14 protein-coding genes are annotated in these 17,009 nt (G+C 72.8%); 7 read left to right on the forward strand and 7 right to left on the reverse strand.

The features are described 5' to 3' along the window. Positions 1 to 23 precede the first annotated feature (23 nt). From BIV28_RS06465 to BIV28_RS06475, 3 genes are all read left to right on the forward strand, one after another. Positions 24 to 1,490, forward strand: coding sequence for a ferredoxin reductase family protein (locus BIV28_RS06465; RefSeq protein WP_242652800.1), 1,467 nt, complete (start codon positions 24 to 26; stop codon positions 1,488 to 1,490). Then, on the forward strand, positions 1,487 to 2,032 hold the full coding sequence (locus BIV28_RS06470) for an FMN-binding protein (protein ID WP_076260309.1): 546 nt from the start codon (positions 1,487 to 1,489) through the stop codon (positions 2,030 to 2,032). Before BIV28_RS06465 ends, BIV28_RS06470 begins: the two co-directional genes overlap by 4 nt. Before the next feature lie 215 nt (positions 2,033 to 2,247). Then, the gene (locus tag BIV28_RS06475) at positions 2,248 to 5,970 is read left to right on the forward strand and encodes a S8 family serine peptidase (RefSeq protein WP_076260311.1); all 3,723 of its coding nucleotides are present in this window, start codon (positions 2,248 to 2,250) and stop codon (positions 5,968 to 5,970) included. A gap of 30 nt (positions 5,971 to 6,000) precedes the next feature. On the opposite strand, the gene BIV28_RS06480 is transcribed toward BIV28_RS06475, so the two are convergent. Both BIV28_RS06480 and BIV28_RS06485 read right to left on the reverse strand, forming a co-directional pair. After that, complete coding sequence (locus BIV28_RS06480) at positions 6,001 to 6,675, reverse strand: response regulator (RefSeq protein ID WP_076260312.1); 675 nt, start codon at positions 6,673 to 6,675, stop codon at positions 6,001 to 6,003. Then, a complete protein-coding gene (locus BIV28_RS06485; protein WP_083707096.1) occupies positions 6,672 to 8,468 on the reverse strand; it encodes an ATP-binding protein in 1,797 nt (598 codons plus the stop codon). Before BIV28_RS06485 ends, BIV28_RS06480 begins: the two co-directional genes overlap by 4 nt. 82 nt (positions 8,469 to 8,550) lie before the next feature. Here BIV28_RS06485 and BIV28_RS06490 point away from each other — a divergent pair, with 82 nt between their 5' ends. Genes BIV28_RS06490 through BIV28_RS06505 form a run of 4 tightly spaced genes read left to right on the forward strand, consistent with a single transcriptional unit; the run spans position 8,551 to position 12,099 of the window. Continuing rightward, positions 8,551 to 9,618 (forward strand): Bug family tripartite tricarboxylate transporter substrate binding protein, encoded by a 1,068-nt coding sequence (locus BIV28_RS06490; RefSeq protein WP_083707106.1) that lies wholly within the window; start codon positions 8,551 to 8,553, stop codon positions 9,616 to 9,618. A 2-nt stretch (positions 9,619 to 9,620) separates the two neighbouring features. Beyond that, complete coding sequence (locus tag BIV28_RS06495; RefSeq protein ID WP_083707097.1) at positions 9,621 to 10,166, forward strand: tripartite tricarboxylate transporter TctB family protein; 546 nt, start codon at positions 9,621 to 9,623, stop codon at positions 10,164 to 10,166. Further along, positions 10,166 to 11,710: a tripartite tricarboxylate transporter permease gene (locus BIV28_RS06500; RefSeq protein ID WP_076260314.1), complete on the forward strand. Its 1,545-nt coding sequence runs from the start codon at positions 10,166 to 10,168 to the stop codon at positions 11,708 to 11,710. The genes BIV28_RS06495 and BIV28_RS06500 overlap by 1 nt, the downstream gene beginning before the upstream one ends. Continuing rightward, positions 11,707 to 12,099, forward strand: coding sequence for a universal stress protein (locus tag BIV28_RS06505; RefSeq protein ID WP_076260316.1), 393 nt, complete (start codon positions 11,707 to 11,709; stop codon positions 12,097 to 12,099). Before BIV28_RS06500 ends, BIV28_RS06505 begins: the two co-directional genes overlap by 4 nt. A 204-nt stretch (positions 12,100 to 12,303) precedes the next feature. Here the strand turns inward: BIV28_RS06505 and BIV28_RS06510 are convergent, their stop codons facing one another. The 5 genes from BIV28_RS06510 to nth form a co-directional block, all read right to left on the reverse strand. Beyond that, a complete protein-coding gene (locus BIV28_RS06510) occupies positions 12,304 to 13,083 on the reverse strand; it encodes a GNAT family N-acetyltransferase (RefSeq protein WP_076260317.1) in 780 nt (259 codons plus the stop codon). Between the two features lie 14 nt (positions 13,084 to 13,097). Then, positions 13,098 to 14,081: a magnesium transporter CorA family protein gene (locus tag BIV28_RS06515; RefSeq protein ID WP_076260319.1), complete on the reverse strand. Its 984-nt coding sequence runs from the start codon at positions 14,079 to 14,081 to the stop codon at positions 13,098 to 13,100. 68 nt (positions 14,082 to 14,149) lie between these two features. Continuing rightward, on the reverse strand, positions 14,150 to 15,355 hold the full coding sequence (locus BIV28_RS06520) for a MarP family serine protease (protein ID WP_076260321.1): 1,206 nt from the start codon (positions 15,353 to 15,355) through the stop codon (positions 14,150 to 14,152). Next, the gene (locus BIV28_RS06525; RefSeq protein WP_083707099.1) at positions 15,352 to 16,128 is read right to left on the reverse strand and encodes an NUDIX hydrolase; all 777 of its coding nucleotides are present in this window, start codon (positions 16,126 to 16,128) and stop codon (positions 15,352 to 15,354) included. The genes BIV28_RS06520 and BIV28_RS06525 overlap by 4 nt, the downstream gene beginning before the upstream one ends. Then, positions 16,125 to 16,853: an endonuclease III gene (gene nth / locus BIV28_RS06530; RefSeq protein ID WP_083707107.1), complete on the reverse strand. Its 729-nt coding sequence runs from the start codon at positions 16,851 to 16,853 to the stop codon at positions 16,125 to 16,127. The genes BIV28_RS06525 and nth overlap by 4 nt, the downstream gene beginning before the upstream one ends. Positions 16,854 to 17,009: the final 156 nt, after the last annotated feature.

The following is a 17,009-nucleotide window of genomic DNA, read 5'->3' on the forward strand; positions in this document are numbered from 1 at the left end:
ATCCGCCGTCGAGCATCGACTGCGTGAGCAACACCATGACATCCCGGAGCGAAACCCGCCCGCGCCCGAACGAGCGTGTCCGGCGGGCTCTGCGCAGCGGCGTCGAGTTCCGGCGCTGGCGCCACCGCGTCGCCGACCTGCTCGAGGCCTTCGCCATCGGCACGCTCATGCTCGTCGTGGCGCAGTTCCTCCTCGGCGGCGGCAGCCACGACCTGCTGTCCGGCGACGCCGGCTCGCGCCTCACGGCCGTCGGTCGCCTCACCGGCCTCGTCGCGATGGACCTCCTGCTCCTGCAGCTCGTCCTCGCCGCACGAGTGCCGTGGGTCGACCGCGTCTACGGCATGGACCGCGCGCTCATGGCGCACCGCATCCTCGGCCGGGTCACCGTCCCGCTCGTGCTCGTCCACGTCGGCACCATCGTCGTCGGCTCCGCCGTCGGCGACGGCCGCACGGGCGTCGTCGGCTGGCTGCGCGAGCTGCTGTCGATGGTCACCGGCGGCGGCGACCTGCTGCTCGCGGCCCTGTCGACGGCGGCGCTCGTCGCCATCGCCGTGACCTCGGTGCAGATCGCCCGACGCCGCATGTCCTACGAGTGGTGGCACGTCGTGCACCTGACCGCGTACGCCGCGGTCGTCCTGTCCATCCCGCACGAGCTGTCGCTCGGCTCCGACTTCACCGCATCGGCCTGGACGCGCGCCTACTGGTGGACGCTGTGGGTCGTCGTCGCGGCGAGCGTGCTCTGGTGGCGCCTCCTGCTGCCGGTCCTGCGCAGCGCCCGCCACGGCCTGCGCGTCACCGAGGTCGTCGAGGAGTCCGACGGCGTGTGGTCGGTCGTCATGCGCGGCCGCCACCTCGACCGCCTCCAGGTGCGCGCCGGGCAGTTCTTCAACTGGCGCTTCGTGACGCCGCGGCTGCTCCTCGCGGCCCACCCGTGGTCGCTGTCGGCCGCCCCGGACGGGCGCACCCTGCGCATCACGATCCGCGGCCTCGGTGACCACTCGTCAGCGATCGCCGACCTCCGACCCGGCACGTTCGTCCTCGTCGAGGGCCCCTACGGCGCCTTCACGACGCGGGCCCGGGTGCGGCGCAAGGTGCTACTGCTCGCCGCCGGCATCGGCGTCACCCCGGTGCGGGCCCTCCTCGAGGAGCTCGTCACCGAACGCCACGCGCTGCCCGGAGACGTCACGGTCGTCTACCGCGCGAACGACCCGAGCCAGCTGCCGCTGCACGACGAGCTCGAGGCGCTCGTCGAGCTCGCCGACCACCACCTGGCGACGCTCGTCGGGCCGCCGGTGCCGGGGTCCTCGCTGCCCGCGGGAATCGGCGGCAGTGGTTCCGACGCCCAGCGCCTGGCGCGACTCGTCCCCGACCTCGCCCAGCACGAGGTGTACCTCTGCGGGCCGCCGCAGTGGATGTCGCTCGTGCACAAGGCGGTCCACCGGGCCGGCGTGCCCGGCCCCCACATCCACGACGAGAGGTTCGGCTGGTGAGGAAGACGACATCGGTCATCGTCGGCGTCGCGAGCGCCACGGCCATCGGAGCGTCCTGGGCCGCGGGCCTGGCGCCGAAGCACGACGCCGTGGGTGGCGCCACGCTCTCCGCGCCACCGGCGTCGACGACCCGGTCGACGGGCGACGCGTCCCGCGCGTCGGGTGCCGCCCGCACGTCCGCCGCTCCCCCTCCGCACACGAAGAGCGCGTCGAAGAGCACGTCCAAGAGCGGGGCAGGCAGCACGCCCAAGCCGGCGGCCCCGAAGCCGCGCACCGTCGACGGCGGCGTCGCGAGCACCCAGTACGGCAACGTGCAGGTGTCGATCACCGTGACCGGCTCGAACATCACCGACGTCACGGCGCTGCACCTCACCGACAGCTCGGGACACTCGGCCCGGATCAGCGCCTACGCCGCTCCGATCCTGCGCAAGGAGGCCCTCGCGAAACAGTCGGCGCAGATCGACATGGTCAGCGGGGCGACGTACACGAGCGAGGCCTACCAGCAGAGCCTCCAGTCGGCGATCGACGCCGCGCACATCTGAGGGCGCCCGACGCTCTCGTACCCACGCGTCGGCCGACGCGCGACCCCTCTCCCGCCGGCCGACGCCCCACGGACGCGGCCCGTCACCTCCCCCTGTGGGTGGCGGGCCGCTCGTGCGGGTCGCACGTCGACGCGGGCTTGGCGCGAACCGTGCCTGCGGCGCCCGTCGAGGTGTCATGATGCGCTCGCACCACCACGTCTCACAGGGGATCCTTCATGCCACGTCGCCGTCCGCTCGCTGCGGCCCTGACGCTTGCGCTCGTCGCGCCCGTCTCGGCCCTGACTGCGTCCGTCGCCACCGCGGCGCCCGCCCACTCCGCGTCCGCCCACTCCGCGTCCGCGCACCCGTGGTCCACGACCACCGGTGTCGCCGCGTCGGCGAGCACCGCGCCCGGGGCATCGTCGCTCGGGGCCAAGCGGCTCCCGCGCCCGACGCCGGCCAAAGGAGCGGGCCGCGCCCACGACCCGCACACGGTGCTGGTCCGCTTCAAGGGCACCGCCGGGTCGGGCACCCGCGACCGCGCCGTGAAGCGTCGCGGCGCCAGCCTGGGCCGGACGCTGCCCGGCACGTCGTTCGTCACCGTGCACACCTCGGGCGCGGCCGACGAGCTGGCCAGCCGCCTGGCCACCGACCCGTCCGTGGCCGAGGTAAGCCTCGACTACGTCCGTGAGGCCTCGGCAACGCCGAACGACCCCGGCTACACCTACGGCGACCAGGACTACCTCAAGACGGTCCGCCTGCCCGGGGCCTGGGACCGGTCCAAGGGCTCGCTGGGCACCGTCGTCGCCGTCCTCGACAGCGGCGTCAACGGCCGCCACCCCGACCTCACCGGCCGCACCGTGGCCGGCTGGAACGCCGTCAGCAACGTCGGCATCGCAGCCGGTGCGGCGAGCGACGACTACGGCCACGGCAGCATGGTGGCGGGCATCATCGCCGCGGAGACGAACAACGGCGAGGGCATCGCCGGGGTCGCCTGGAACGCCCGCGTCATGCCGGTCAAGGTGCTCAACTCGCGGGGGCAGGGCACCGACTCCGACGTCATCGAGGGCATCAACTGGGCGGTCGGTCACGGCGCCCGCATCATCAACCTCTCGCTCGGCGGCAGCACCGACAACCCGGCCCTGCACACCGCCATCAGGAGCGCCGTGGCCAAGGGCGCGGTCGTCGTCGTCGCCGCGGGCAACACCGGCGACGACGCGCCGCAGTACCCCGCCGCCTACAGCGAGGTCATCGCCGTCGGCGCCACCGACAACACGGGCGCGCTCACCGACTTCAGCACGCACGGCTCGTGGGTCGACCTCGCGGCTCCCGGGTGGGCGATCACCTCGACCGGCCGGCCCGACTCCCAGGGCAACCTGTACTACGTCGGCGACGGCACGTCGTTCTCCGCGCCGATCGTGTCCGGCGTCGTGGCGCTGATGCGCGCGAAGACGCCGTCGATGACCCCGGCCCAGGTGCTGGCCCGGCTCCGGGCCACGGCCCGCGACGCCGGTCCCCGCGGCATCGACCCCTACTACGGGGCGGGCCTGCTCGACGCGACCAACGCCCTCGGCGGCGGCTACGCGGCCGACCTCCCCCTGCCCGGGGCAGGCGCGAACGAGCCCGACGACACCCCGACCAGGGCCGTGGGATTCGAGACGAGCGGAACCAGCCACGGCAGCATCGGCATCGAGGGCGACCTCGACTGGAGGCGGTACGACTTCCCGAGCCGGCGCACCGTGACCTTCACCGTGGCGCCGCCGTACTACGACGCGAGCGTCCCGCAGAACGTCGACCCCGTCCTCGCCGTCTACGACGAGAACCTCAGGCTCATCGCCCAGGTCGACCAGAAGGCGGAGGGGCAGCCCGAGACCGTCACCGTCCGGGTGCCGGGAACGACGTACCTCACGGTCCGCAACGCCAACGGCTCGCGGGTCGGCGACCCGCGCTACTACTCGGTCACCGTCGAGCAGGGCGCCGCCGGCGTCCTCAACCCAGGTGCCGCGTTCGCCACCTCCACCTCGTACGGGCCCCTCGCCTACGGCGACGTGACCGGCGACGGCAGGGGTGACGTCGTCGCCGGCGTCGCCACGAGCCCGGCGACGAGCCAGCTCGACGTCATGGCCCAGGCGTCCATCGGTGGGCTCACGGCGCCGGTCCACTACGCCACCTCGGAGGGCTCGCTCGTGCGCAACGTCGCCACGGGCGACGTCGACGGCGACGGGCTGCGCGACGTCGTCGTGTCGACGGCCGTGGGCATCCAGGTGTTCCGTCAGACCGCAGGGCACGTGCTCGCAGCGCCGGTCGTCGTGCCCGACACCGCCGACACGACCTTCGTCGCCGCGGCCGACCTCGACGGCGACGGCCGCGCGGACCTCGTCAGCACCACCGCCACGGAGGCGAGCACGGAGGTCAGCGTCCTGCACCCCCAGCCGAACGGCTCATGGACGCGTGAGCTGCTCGACACCACCGACGGCTCGGTACGCCGGGGAACCGTCGTCATCGGCGACCTCGACGGGGACGCCCGCCCGGACGTCGCCGTGAACCAGTTCGGCTCGGTCCTCGTGCTGCACCAGCGCGCCGGAGGATGGGAGGCCACCACGCACTCCCTTCCCACCGACACGGGCGCCAGCGGCATCGTCATCGCCGACGTCAACGGCGACGGCCGGCTCGACCTCGCCACCGCCGGCGGGGGCAACCGCCCCTCGAGCCGTCTCGTCGTGTGGCGACAGCAGGCCGACGGCACACTCCCCGCGGCACCGACGAGTACCGAGATCCCCGACATCCCGGCCTCCCTCGCGGCCGCCGACCTCACGGGCGACGGGCGGACCGACCTCGTCGCCACCCACAGCGGCTTCGCCACCGTCAGCGTGCTGGAGCAGCGCTCCGACGGCACGCTGCGCCCGGCGAGCGGCAGCTTCACCTCCTACATCTCCCACTACGACCCCACCGCGCTGGCGGTCGGCGACGTCACCGGAGACGGGCGGGTCGATGCCGTGGTCGCGCCGAACACCGGCGTCGAGGTGCTGTCGAACGCCGGCGGCCTGACCCCCACCGTGGCACCCCAGTTCGTCCGCAGCACGTGGCCGGCCGACTTCGGCAGCGGCCTGCCGGTCACGACGACGCCGACGGTGACCTTCGTGCGCGACGTCGTCGGCTCGACGGTCACCGCCTCGACCGTCCGGCTCGTCAACGGCCGCACCGGCGCGGCCGTCCCGGCCACCGTCACCTACGACGCCGCCAGGCGCACCGCGACGGTCAAGCCCTCGACGCCGCTCTACGACTGGGCGCCCTACCGGCTCACCGTCTCCGGTGTGAAGGACACGACGGGCGCGTCGATGACGACGGCGTACTCGAGCACGTTCCGCACCACCGACCTCGCCCCGGCGGCGGTCGGTGCGTTCCGGGCCACCGGCGCCCTGCGCGCCGCGACCCTGACGTGGACCGCGCCGCACGCCAACGACATCGACCGCTTCATCGTCCGGATGGCCCCCAGCTCGACCCCGCCGTCGAGCGTCACGGCCGGTACGAGCGCCTACTCCGGCACCGCGACCAGGGCGACCGTCTCCCTCGCCCAGGGAACGACGTACAGCTTCCGCATCTGGGCCCGCGACCGCACCGGCCACTACAGCCCGTCCTCGTGGGGCCGGCTCGTCGGGACGGTGGAGTCGATGACCTCGAACGTCACCTCGGTACGCAAGGGCTACCCGGTGACCCTGAGCGGCAGGATCGTGCGCAAGGACACCGGCAAGGCCGTCGCGGGCGCCACGATGCAGCTCTACTGGCGCCGCGTGGGCAGCGCGACGTGGACCCTCACGGCGGTACGCACCTCGAGCTCGACGGGCACCTTCTCCTACGCCCACAAGCCGGGCGCGTCGGTCGACTACATGTGGGTCTACCGCGGTTCGTCGGCCCTCGTCGGGTCGAGCAGCGCGCTGCGCCGGGTCACCGTCCGCTGACGCGGGCCCCGGGCGTCGTCCGCAGGCCGTTCAGGCCCAGCGGTAGCGGCGCTCGGGGCGGCCGGTCGCGCCGTAGCGCAGCGACACCTCGGCCTGCCCGCTCGACGCGAAGTGCTCGAGGTAGCGTCGGGCGCTGACCCGTGAGATCCCCACGGCCTCAGCGCATTCCGTCGCCGAGAGCGTGTCACCCGCGTCGCGGAGGGCGAGGGCCACGGCCTCGGCGGTCTCGGCGCTCAGGCCCTTGGGCAGCGGCGCCGCCGGACGCGTCCCGCCCGGCCCCGACGTGAACGCCGCGTCGATCCGCGCCTGGGTCAGGTCGTCGTCGGCGAGGCCGCGCGCCCGTTCCGAGGCGTACGTCTGGAGCCGCTGCTCGAGGTCGGGGAACGCGAACGGCTTGAGCAGGTAGCCGACGACACCCTCGCGCACCGCACGGCGCACGGCGTCGGCCTCCTTGGCCGCGGTGATGACGAGCACGTCGCACGTCGCGCCCGCCGCCCGCATCCGCGTCACGAGGTCGAGGCCGAACGCGTCGGGCAGGTAGAGGTCGAGCAGGACGAGGTCGGGCGCGAGCTCGCCGACGAGCTCGAGGGCCTCGTCGCCGGACCGGGCGTTGCCGACGACCTCGAACCCCTCGACCCGCTCGACGAACCCGCGGTGGATCCGGGCCACCATGAAGTCGTCGTCGACGACGAGCACGCTGATCATCGCTTCTCCTCGACCTGCGGCACCCCGGCCTCGACGGTGAGGCGGGCGACGAACCGGGCGCCGTCCGGGGTGTTCTCGACGTCGACCTCGCCGCCCCGACGCTGGCAGATCAGACGCGTCAGCGCCAGTCCGATGCCGCGCTCGCCGGCCTGCGCGGCCTTCGTCGTGAACCCGTGCGTGAACACCTCGGTGACCACCTCGGGCGCGACGCCGGGACCCGAGTCGACGACGCTGACCTCGACGACCGAAGCGTCCTGGCGGATCGTCAGCTCGACCCAGCGATCCGGGCCGGCCGCGGTGGCGGCGGCGTCGATGGCGTTGTCGACGAGGTTGCCGACGACGGCCGACACGTCGGCGGAGTCGCGCTGGGCGAGGCGCCCGAGGGAGGTCTCGTCGGACACCCGCAGCTCGACCCGGCGCTCCGTGGCCTGGGCGGCCTTGGCCATGAGCAGGGCCGCGATGGCGGTGTCGCGGACGCGGCGCGACACGGCGACGTCGAGCTCGGCCCGGTGCTCGCTCACCGAGTCGACGAAGCCGACGACCTCGTCGTACTCGCCGAGCTGGATGAGGCCGGAGATGGTGTGCAGCTGGTTGGCGAACTCGTGCGCCTGCGCGCGGAGCAGCTCGGTGGTGCTGCGGAACGACCCGAGCTCGCGCTCGAGGTCGGCCAGCTCGGTCCGGTCGCGCAGCGTCGTCACCGACCCGAGCGGCCGCCCGTCCTTGCTCACCTCCATGCGGTTCATGACGAGGACGCGGCCGCGGCGCAGCACCACCTGGTCGCGCGGCACGGCGGGGCCCGACGCGTCGCCGGGCGCGTCGGACGCCTCGGACGCCTCGTCACCCGCGACATCGGACGTGCGGGACGCGGCCGGCGCGTCCGGCCCGTCGGACGCCTCGGCGTCGGCGACCCCACGCAGCACGTCCCGCAGCCGCGGGCCGATCGGCAGGTCGTCGAGGCGCATCCCGACGGCGTGCTCCGGAAGGTCGAGCAGGCGCTGGGCGACGTTGTTCACCAACGTGATCCGCTCGTTCGTGTCGAGCGCGACGACCCCCTCGGCGAGGCCGAACAGCATCGCCTCGCGGCTCTCGGCCAGGCCCGTGATCTCGGCCGGCTCGAGCCCGAGCGTCTGGCGCTTGATGCGGCGGGCCAGCAGCCACGACCCGAGCCCGCCGACGACGAACGCGATGCCGAGATAGGTCGGCAGGTAGGCCGACGCGCCCTGCAGCCGGTCGAGCGCCGAGGGCATGTGCTCGGCGATCATCACCGTGCCCAGCTGCGTCCCCACCGGTAGCTGGGGCTCCTTGACCGACGGGTCGGGCACCGACAGCAGCGGGCTCTGCGCCACGAGCATCCGTTCGCCGCCGAGCTCCATGACCCCGGTCCAGCTCGCCCCGTTCGCCACGGCCGGCGAGCCGATCGGCAGTGGGGAGCGCTCGAGCGTCGGGTCGGAGGACACCCGCACCATCTCGTCGGCGTCGGCCACGCTCATCGAGGTGACGTTGTACTGGGTGACGATCGACTGCACGAGGTTGGGCAGCACGTTGGGCACGCCGCCGGGAGCCATCTCGGTGCGCACGATCGGCGTGCTCGCCAGCTGCTCGGCGATGGCCGAGACGCGCCGGCCCTCCGTGCGCGTGAAGGTCGCGTCGGACTGCGACAGCGAGACGAGTCCGACCGCCACGAGGACGCCGACGAGAATGAGCATCTGCACCGCGAACAGCTGCCCCGTGAGGGTCAGCCGACCGAACCATCGGCGCGTGCTCTGCTTGACCACAACGAACTCAACCTTCATTGGTGACACAACGGCGACACCCGTCCGGGACGCGGGCACGATCATGCCGTTCCAGCCCAAGATCGCGAAAGAGATCTCAACGATGAGCACTCACCTCACTGCCCGTCCCGGCACGTCCGGCACCCGCAGCACCCGCAGCACCGGCCGCCGACGCGTCGGCGCCCTCGTGGCCCTGGCCGCCGTCGGGGCCCTGGCCCTCTCGGCCTGCGGCGCGACCGCCAAGAAGGGCGACGCGTCCACCGGCGGCGCAGCCGGCCCCGCGTCAGGCCTGCAGATCATGGTCCCCAACAGCCCCGGCGGCGGTTACGACACGACGGCCCGCACCGTGGCCCAGGTCATGGAGAACCAGAAGATCACCAGCTCCATCCAGGTCTTCAACCTGCCGGGCGCCGGCGGCACCGTGGGCCTGCAGCGCGTCGTCAACGAGAAGGGCAACGGCAAGCTGGCCATGCAGATGGGCCTCGGCGTCGTCGGCGCGGCCTACACGCAGAAGTCGAAGGCCAACCTCTCCGACACGACGCCGATCGCCAAGCTCATCGAGGAGGCCGGCGCCATCGTCGTCTCCAAGGACTCGCCGTACAAGGACCTCAAGAGCCTCGTCGAGGCCTGGAAGAAGGACCCGTCGAAGGTCAACGTCGGCGGCGGCTCCAGCCCGGGCGGCCCCGACCACCTCCTGCCGATGCAGCTGGCCAAGGCTGCCGGCATCGACCCGAAGGCGGTCTCCTACATCTCCTACGACGGTGGCGGCGAGCTGCTCCCGGCCATCCTCGGCAACAAGATCGCCTTCGGCGCCAGCGGCTTCGGCGAGTTCCTCGAGCAGGTCAAGTCCGGCTCCGTCCGCGTCCTCGCCGTGACGAGCGACAAGCGCATCGACGCCCTGCCCGACGTGCCGACCGTCAAGGAGTCGGGCATCGACTTCACCTTCACCAACTGGCGCGGCATCGTCGCCCCGCCGGAGATCTCGGCCGCCGACAAGCAGGTCTGGGTCGACGCGCTGACGAAGATGCACGGCTCGGACGCCTGGAAGGCCGAGCTGGAGAAGCGCGGCTGGACCGACGCCTTCGAGACCGGTGACCAGTTCGGCACCTTCCTCAAGGCCCAGGACCAGGACGTCGCCGACATCCTCACCGGCCTCGGGCTGACGAGCTGACGATGACCGACACGACCTCCGACCGCACCGGCACCCAGGCCGAGGGGAAGGACGTCGCGAAGCAGGGCGGGGACCGCGCACAGTACGGAATGTGCGCGGCCCTCGCCGGGCTCGGCGTCCTCCTGCTGGTCAACGCGGCCCAGCTCGCCCCCGTCGAGAGCACCAACGACTCGCTCGGCCCCAAGGTGGTCCCCACCGTCCTGGGGGTCCTCCTGCTCATCGTCTCGGTCCTCTACGCCGTCGACATCCACCGTGGTGGTGTCGGCGCCGCCGACGAGGGCGAGGACGTCGACCTCGGCGCCAAGGCCGACTGGAAGACCGTCGGCCTGCTCGTCGTCGTCTTCGGCGTGAGTGCCGCCCTCATGGAGCCGCTCGGCTGGGTCATCGCCGGCACGCTCCTCTTCTCCGGCTCGGCCTTCGCGCTCGGCAACCGGCACCTCGTCCGCGGGCTGCTCGCCGGGATCGCGATCTCGCTGGCCACCTTCTACGCGTTCGCCATCGGGCTCGGCGTCAACCTGCCCGCCGGCATCCTCCAAGGAATCCTCTGATGGACAACCTCAACCACCTCATCGAGGGGTTCGGCCACGTCATGACGCCGCTGAACCTGCTCTTCGCCTTCATCGGCGTCGTCGTCGGCACGGCCGTGGGCGTGCTCCCCGGCATCGGGCCGGCCATGACCGTCGCGCTGCTGCTGCCGATCACGTTCTCGCTCGACACGACCCAGGCCCTCATCATGTTCGCCGGCATCTTCTACGGCGGCATGTACGGCGGGTCCACCACCTCGATCCTGCTCAACACCCCGGGTGAGTCCTCCTCGGTGGTCACGGCGCTCGAGGGCAACAAGATGGCCAAGGTCGGACGCGCCGCGCAGGCCCTCGCGACGGCGGCCATCGGCTCGTTCGTCGCCGGCACCATCGCCACGGCCCTGCTCGTGCTCGTCATGCCGCAGGTCGTCGCGTTCGCCATCCAGCTCGGCTCGCCCGAGTACTTCGCCATCATCCTGCTCGCGTTCGTCGGCGCCAGCATGGTGCTCGGGTCCTCGCGGCTGCGCGGCTTCGCGGCGCTGCTCGTCGGCCTGTCCATCGGCATCATCGGCATCGACAAGGTCACCGGTCAGCAGCGGATGACCTTCGGCATCCCGCAGCTGGCCGACGGCGTCGACATCGTCGTGGTGGCCGTCGGCCTCTTCGCCGTGGGCGAGGCCCTCTGGGTCGCGGCACACCTGCGGCGCAAGGCTGCCCACGTCATCCCCGTCGGACAGCCGTGGATGGGCCGCGACGACTGGAAGCGCTCGTGGAAGCCGTGGCTGCGCGGCACCGCCCTCGGGTTCCCCTTCGGCGCCATCCCCGCCGGCGGCGCCGAGGTGCCGACCTTCCTGTCCTACGTCGCCGAGCGCAAGCTGACCAAGCACCCCGAGGAGTTCGGCCACGGCGCCATCGAGGGCGTCGCCGGACCCGAGGCCGCCAACAACGCCTCCGCCGCCGGCACCCTCGTGCCACTGCTCGCCATCGGCCTGCCCACCAACGCGACCGCCGCGATCATCCTCACCTTCCTGCAGGGGCGCGGCCTGGAGCCGGGACCGCTGCTCATCGAGAAGCAGCCGGCGCTCGTGTGGACGCTCGTCGCGAGCCTCTTCATCGGCAACACGCTGCTGCTGCTGCTCAACCTGCCCATGGCGCCGCTGTGGGCCAAGCTGCTGCAGATCCCGCGGCCCTACCTCTACGCCGGCATCCTCTTCTTCGCGACGATGGGTGCGTGGGCGGTCAACGGCCAGGCCTTCGACCTCTACCTGCTGCTCGGCATCGGCCTCGTCGGGTTCGTGATCCGCCGCTTCGGCTTCCCGGTGCTGCCGCTCATCATCGGCGTCATCCTCGCGCCGATCGCCGAGCTGCACCTTCGGCGCTCGCTGCAGCTGTCGCACGGCGAGATCAGCGGTCTGCTCGGCGGTCCGGTGGCCTGGGTCTGCTACGGCATCATCGTCGTGGCCATCCTGTGGCCGCTCATCTCCAAGGTCATCCGCGCGGCGCGGGGTGGCAAGGGTGGCCCCGGTTCGGGCCTGCTCGCCGAGGTGCGCGAGGAGGTGACGGCATGACGATCCTCGTCGGCTACATCCCGACGCCGCAGGGCGAGGCCGCGCTGGCCGCCGCCACGGCCGAGGCCCGGGCCCACGGCGAGCGCGTCCTCGTCGTCAACATGTCCCGCGACGACAAGCTCGTCGACGCGCACCGCGCCGAGGGCAGCGACCTCACCCGCCTCGACGAAGACCTCGCCGAGTCCGGCGTCGAGCACGAGGTGCGCCGCGTCGAGCACGGCACCGACCCGGCCGACGCGATCCTCGGGATCATCGACGCCGAGGCGCCGCGGATGCTCGTCATCGGCATCCGCCACCGCTCCCCCGTCGGCAAGCTGCTCCTCGGGTCGACCGCCCAGCGGCTCCTGCTCGACGCGGGGTGCCCGGTGCTCGCGGTCAAGGCCGACTGACGCCCGGCGGAGTCCACATCGAAGCACGAGAAAGTGCCCACTCGACCAGACCAGCGGAGGGACACGTCCCCTCCACCGTCGAGTGGGCACTTTCTCGTCCCCTCTCACGGTCGAGTGGGCACTTTCTCGTCCCCTCTCACGGTCGAGTGGGCACTTTCTCGTCCCCTCTCAGGGTCGAGTGGGCACTTTCTCGCGACGTTCGGCTCAGGCGGGGGTGCGGCAGACCTGGACGCGGCGGGCCACCTCGCGGAACCCGGCCCGCCGGTAGAGGCCGATGGCCGGGCCGCCGTCCTCGGCGACGATGACGAGCCGCTCCACCTCCGGGTCGGTGAAGGCCCACTCCCCCGCAGCGCGCACCAGCGCGCCCGCGATGCCCCGGCGTCGGTAGGCCGCGAGGGTCATGACGTCCTGGTACCGGGCCAGCCGGCCGAGGCGCACGATGCCGAGCGAGGCCACGAGCGTCGCCCCGTCGAAGGCGCCGAACCAACGCCCGCGGCCCGAGTCGACGAGGCCACGCTGCGAGGCCGCCCGGCGCAGCTCGAACAGGTGCCGCTCGTCGCTGCCCTCGGCCGGGGCGTCGCTCGCCCCGACCGACGCCGACTGCTCCCAGTCGTCGTCCGTCACGAGCGGACGCACGTCGATCCCCTCCGGTGCCGGCGCCTCGGCGGGCACCGTGTCGGCCACGAGGTCGACGTCGACCTCGACCTCGAACCCCTTTGCCTCCCAAGCGGAGTGGTCGCCCCGCGGGTCGGCGAACGAGACGGCCCGGTGGCGCGCCTTCGGGTGCTCGGCCTCGAAGCGCGCGATGACCCGGTCGACGCCCGTGGCCGGCACGTCGGCCGGCAGCAGCAGGAAGTTGCCCCAGTAGTAGGCCGGGTTGGTCGGCGTCCGCACGACGACGAGGTCGCCGTGGTCGACCACCTGCGAGCCCTGCAGCTCGAGCAGGGCGAGGTCGGTGCGCAGCCCGGGGGCATCGACGATCATCCTCCGATGGTGCCTCACCACCAGCCCTGTCGGCGGGCCCATCGCAGCAACCAGAGACTCATCGCGACCATGACCGCCAGCACGAGGAGCAGGTGCGGCACGTCGGTGCCGTCGTTGCCGATGAGGTTCATGCCGTAGATGCTCGCGATCGCGGTGATCGGCAGGGTGATCGCGGCGATGACGGCGAGGCGCTCCATCGCGACGGTCATCTTCGTGGTGACGCGGGTCTGGTAGAGGTCGATGACCCCGACGAGGAAGCCCATCTCGCCGTCGCCGAGGTTGCGGACCCGCTCGAACTGGTCGGCGAGGTCACGGGCGTAGCGGCGCGCCTCGCCCGGCACGAACCGGTCGAGCGACTGGATCCGGGACTGGATGTCGTACCCCTGGGCGGCCATGGTGCGCGCCGTGCTCAGCTCGTGCCGCAGGAGGAACAGCTGCTCGAGCAGGCCCTCGGGGCGGCGGAAGTCGGGCGCCATGACCTCGGCCTCGAGCGCCGGCAGCCGCGCCGCGACCTCGCGCACCGCGGCGCTCTGGCGCCGGGCGATCGCCGAGTTCACCGTGTACGCCAGCTCGTACGGGTTGTCGGGCGCGAGCCGGCCGGCCTCGATGCGGGCCCGCACCGCCCGCGTCTCGGCCGTGGCGTCCTCGAGCGTCACGACCGGGTTGCGGGGGCCGTGCACCGTGACGAGGTACCGCTCGCCGATGACCTCGTCGAGCTCGAGCACGTGCACGTGCCCGCCCTCGCCGGTGAGCGGCGCGTGGAGGATGACGAACAGGTGTCGTTCGTAGGCGTGCACCGTCGGCACGAAGTTCCTCTCGGCACAGGCCTGCCGGACCAGAGGGTGGGCGCGCAACGGACCGGCGAGGAGCGCCTCGGCGTCGTCGTCGTAGTCGGGCACGTCGACCCACACGAACCCGTCGGTCCGGGCGAGCAACGACTCGAGCTCGCCCGGTGCGTGGTCGGTGATCCCGTCGGCGCTGACGAACGACACCTGCATGGCAACAACTCTGACACCGCCCGCCGCGTCGCGGGCGCAGTCGCGGGGGCAGTCGCGGACGTGGCCGGTCAGCCGCCGCTGACGCAGGCCCCCGTGCCCACGGCTCGCTGGGCCGAGGCGGCCTCGTCGAGGACGGGCTTGGCCTCGGCGAGGGTCAGCGCGTAACCGGTCGAGTCGTCCTCGAGCGACTTGGCGAAGATGACCCCGACGACGCGGCCCTGCGTGTCGAGCAGCGGACCGCCGGAGTTGCCCGGCTGCACCGTCGTGGCCAGCGAGTAGATCTCGCGGACGACGCGGTCCTGGCCGTAGATGTCGAACCCGCGGGCGTCGAGGATGCCACGGACACGGGCCGACACGACGCGGTACGGGCCGTCGAGCGGGAAGCCCGGCACCGCCGCCGAGTCGCCTCGGGCGATGTCGGAGCCGAGCGTCAGGGCCGGCAGGTCGAGGGCCTCGACGTCGAGCACCGCGAGGTCGCGCTCGGGGTCGAACACGACGACCTGCGCGGTGAGCGTCCGGCCGCCGGCCTCGACGTGCACCTCCGACGCCCCCGCGACGACGTGCGCGTTGGTGACGATGCGGTTGTCGCGCAGCACCCACCCGGTGCCCTCCTGGCCGCGCTGGCACTGCTGCGACTGCGTCAGCACCTTGACCACCGACCGGCCCGCGGCGCGGATCGGCTCGGACCGCGCGACCGACGCGTCGGGCGCCGGCACCGGAGTGATCGGCTCGGGCGCGAGGGACCCGAAGACCTGCGGGAAGCCCTGGGCCGAGAGGAACCCGCGGAACCCGCTGAAGATGCGGCCGGCGTCCTCGGGCACGACGGTGTTGACGACGCGCAGCACCTTGGAGTCGGCCATGGCCCGGGCGAGCGCCGGGTTGCCGGCCGTGCGCAGCGTGCCGCCGATGAACCACACGATGAGGCTGGCCGCGACGAGCACGACGACTCCGCCGAGCACCGAGTCGACCCGGCGGAACGGCGTCTGCCCGACCTTGGCCCGGATGCGGTTGCCGAGGAGGCTGCCGAGGAACTGCCCCAGCCAGCCGAAGCCGACCACCCCGACGACGAGCGCGATGACCCGGCTGCGGGTGCTTCCCGAGACGGCGTCCCAGTGCGCGAGGAGGTCGGGCAGCTGCCACACGGCGAGCATCGCGAAGAGGAAGAACCCGACGAGCGAGGCGACGCTCTGGATGAGCCCCTGCCGGTAGCCGGAGACGGCGTAGGCGATGAGGAGCAGACCGAGGGCGATGTCGAGCACGACGCTGCCGGTCATCCGCGCCCCCTTCCGACGTAGCGGTCCGGCAGCGGCCGGTGCACCGACGCGTCCCAGGGCTGCTCGAGCCCCGCGAGGTCGAGGACCCGGCCGAGCAGGCCGGCGGTGAAGCCCCAGAGGAGCAGGTCGTCGAGGCCGAAGCCCGGACCGACGTACCCGGACGGGTGGGTGACGGAGAAGCGGGTGGCCGGCGCGACGAGGTGCGACACCGGGACCGACAGCACGTCGTGCACCTCGTTGGGGTCGCGGACCGACAGCGTCGACGGGCGTGCCCACCAGCCGAGCACCGGCGTCACGACGAACCCGGAGAACGGGATGAACAGCGACGGCAGGGTCGCGACGACGTCGACGCCGGACGGGTCGAGGCCGGTCTCCTCCTGCGCCTCGCGCAGGGCGGTCGCGACGTCGTCGGCGTCCTCGGGGTCGCGGGCCCCGCCGGGGAAGGCGATCTGCGCCGGGTGCGAGCGCATGTCGTGCGAGCGCTCGAGCAGGACGACGTGCGTGTCGTCGTGCGCCGACGCGTCGAGTGCAGGGGACGCGTCGGTGGTGGCGAGCGCGGCGGGCGGGGGCCCGAAGAGGATGAGGACGGCGGACTCGCGGCCGCCCTCGTCCGGGGGCACGAACAGCGAGAAGTCCTCGGCCTCCACGGTGCCGAGCCGGTCGACCAGACGGTCGACCCACGGCGGACGCGGGAGCCCGCCCGCGGGCAGGGGCGCGGGCTCGATCGTCCCCGTCCGGCCGGCGTAGGCGATGCCGCTGGCGACCTGCGTCACGCGCTCTCCTGCCCGGTGGCCTCGGCCGCCTGGGCGGCAGCGGCGGCGCGGGCCGCCTCCTCGAGCGCCTTGGGCGCCAGCTCGTACTTGAGCAGCTTCGCGGCCTTGTCGGGGTCGGTCTCGCCGACGCCGTAGCTCGGGCACCAGCGCGCCACCGGGCACGCGCCGCACGCCGGACGCTTGGCGTGGCAGGTGCGCCGGCCGTGGAAGATGACGACGTGGCTGAGCATCGTCCAGTCGCGCCGCATGAAGAGGCGCCCGACCTCGTGCTCGACCTTGACCGGGTCCTCCTCCTCGGTCCAGCCGAAGCGGCGCACGAGGCGGCCGAAGTGGGTGTCGACGGTGATGCCCGGCACGTCGAAGGCGTTGCCGAGCACGACGTTCGCCGTCTTGCGCCCGACGCCGGGCAGCGTCACGAGGTCCTTGAGGCGACCGGGCACCTCACCGTCGAAGTTCTCGACAAGGGCGATGCCGAGCTTGATGAGGGCGTCGGCCTTGTTCCGGTAGAAACCGGTGGGCTGGATGATCGTCTCGAGCTCGGTGCGGTCGGCCGCGGCGTAGTCGGCGGCGGTGCGGTACTTCGCGAAGACGATCGGGGTGACCTTGTTCACGCCGACGTCGGTGGTCTGCGCCGACAGGATCGTCGCGACGAGCAGCTCGAGGGGCGTCGTGAAGTCGAGCTCGCAGTGCGCGTACGGGTAGCGCTCGTGCAGTGAGCGGTACATCTTTCGCGCCCGTCGCGTGCGGGCGACGGGCGTCTCGTCGGCGGTCACGACGGCTCGGGGGGACACGCAGCACACTGTATGCCGCGAGGCTGGGTCGCGCCGCCCGCGTCGACGCCTCGACGCGCCCTGCGCGCCAGCGTCCCGACCGCCCGGCGG

The organism is Intrasporangium flavum (assembly GCF_001956915.1).
Lineage (GTDB): Bacteria > Actinomycetota > Actinomycetes > Actinomycetales > Dermatophilaceae > Monashia > Monashia flava.

Coding starts and splice junctions, on each gene's coding strand:
- BIV28_RS06475 (WP_076260311.1), top strand. CDS start 2,248: ATGCCACGTCGCCGTCCGCTCGCTGCGGCCCTGACGCTTGCGCTCGTC.
- BIV28_RS06480 (WP_076260312.1), bottom strand. CDS start 6,675: ATGATCAGCGTGCTCGTCGTCGACGACGACTTCATGGTGGCCCGGATC.
- BIV28_RS06485 (WP_083707096.1), bottom strand. CDS start 8,468: ATGAAGGTTGAGTTCGTTGTGGTCAAGCAGAGCACGCGCCGATGGTTC.
- BIV28_RS06490 (WP_083707106.1), top strand. CDS start 8,551: ATGAGCACTCACCTCACTGCCCGTCCCGGCACGTCCGGCACCCGCAGC.
- BIV28_RS06495 (WP_083707097.1), top strand. CDS start 9,621: ATGACCGACACGACCTCCGACCGCACCGGCACCCAGGCCGAGGGGAAG.
- BIV28_RS06500 (WP_076260314.1), top strand. CDS start 10,166: ATGGACAACCTCAACCACCTCATCGAGGGGTTCGGCCACGTCATGACG.
- BIV28_RS06505 (WP_076260316.1), top strand. CDS start 11,707: ATGACGATCCTCGTCGGCTACATCCCGACGCCGCAGGGCGAGGCCGCG.
- BIV28_RS06510 (WP_076260317.1), bottom strand. CDS start 13,083: ATGATCGTCGATGCCCCCGGGCTGCGCACCGACCTCGCCCTGCTCGAG.
- BIV28_RS06515 (WP_076260319.1), bottom strand. CDS start 14,081: ATGCAGGTGTCGTTCGTCAGCGCCGACGGGATCACCGACCACGCACCG.
- BIV28_RS06520 (WP_076260321.1), bottom strand. CDS start 15,355: ATGACCGGCAGCGTCGTGCTCGACATCGCCCTCGGTCTGCTCCTCATC.
- nth (WP_083707107.1), bottom strand. CDS start 16,853: ATGTACCGCTCACTGCACGAGCGCTACCCGTACGCGCACTGCGAGCTC.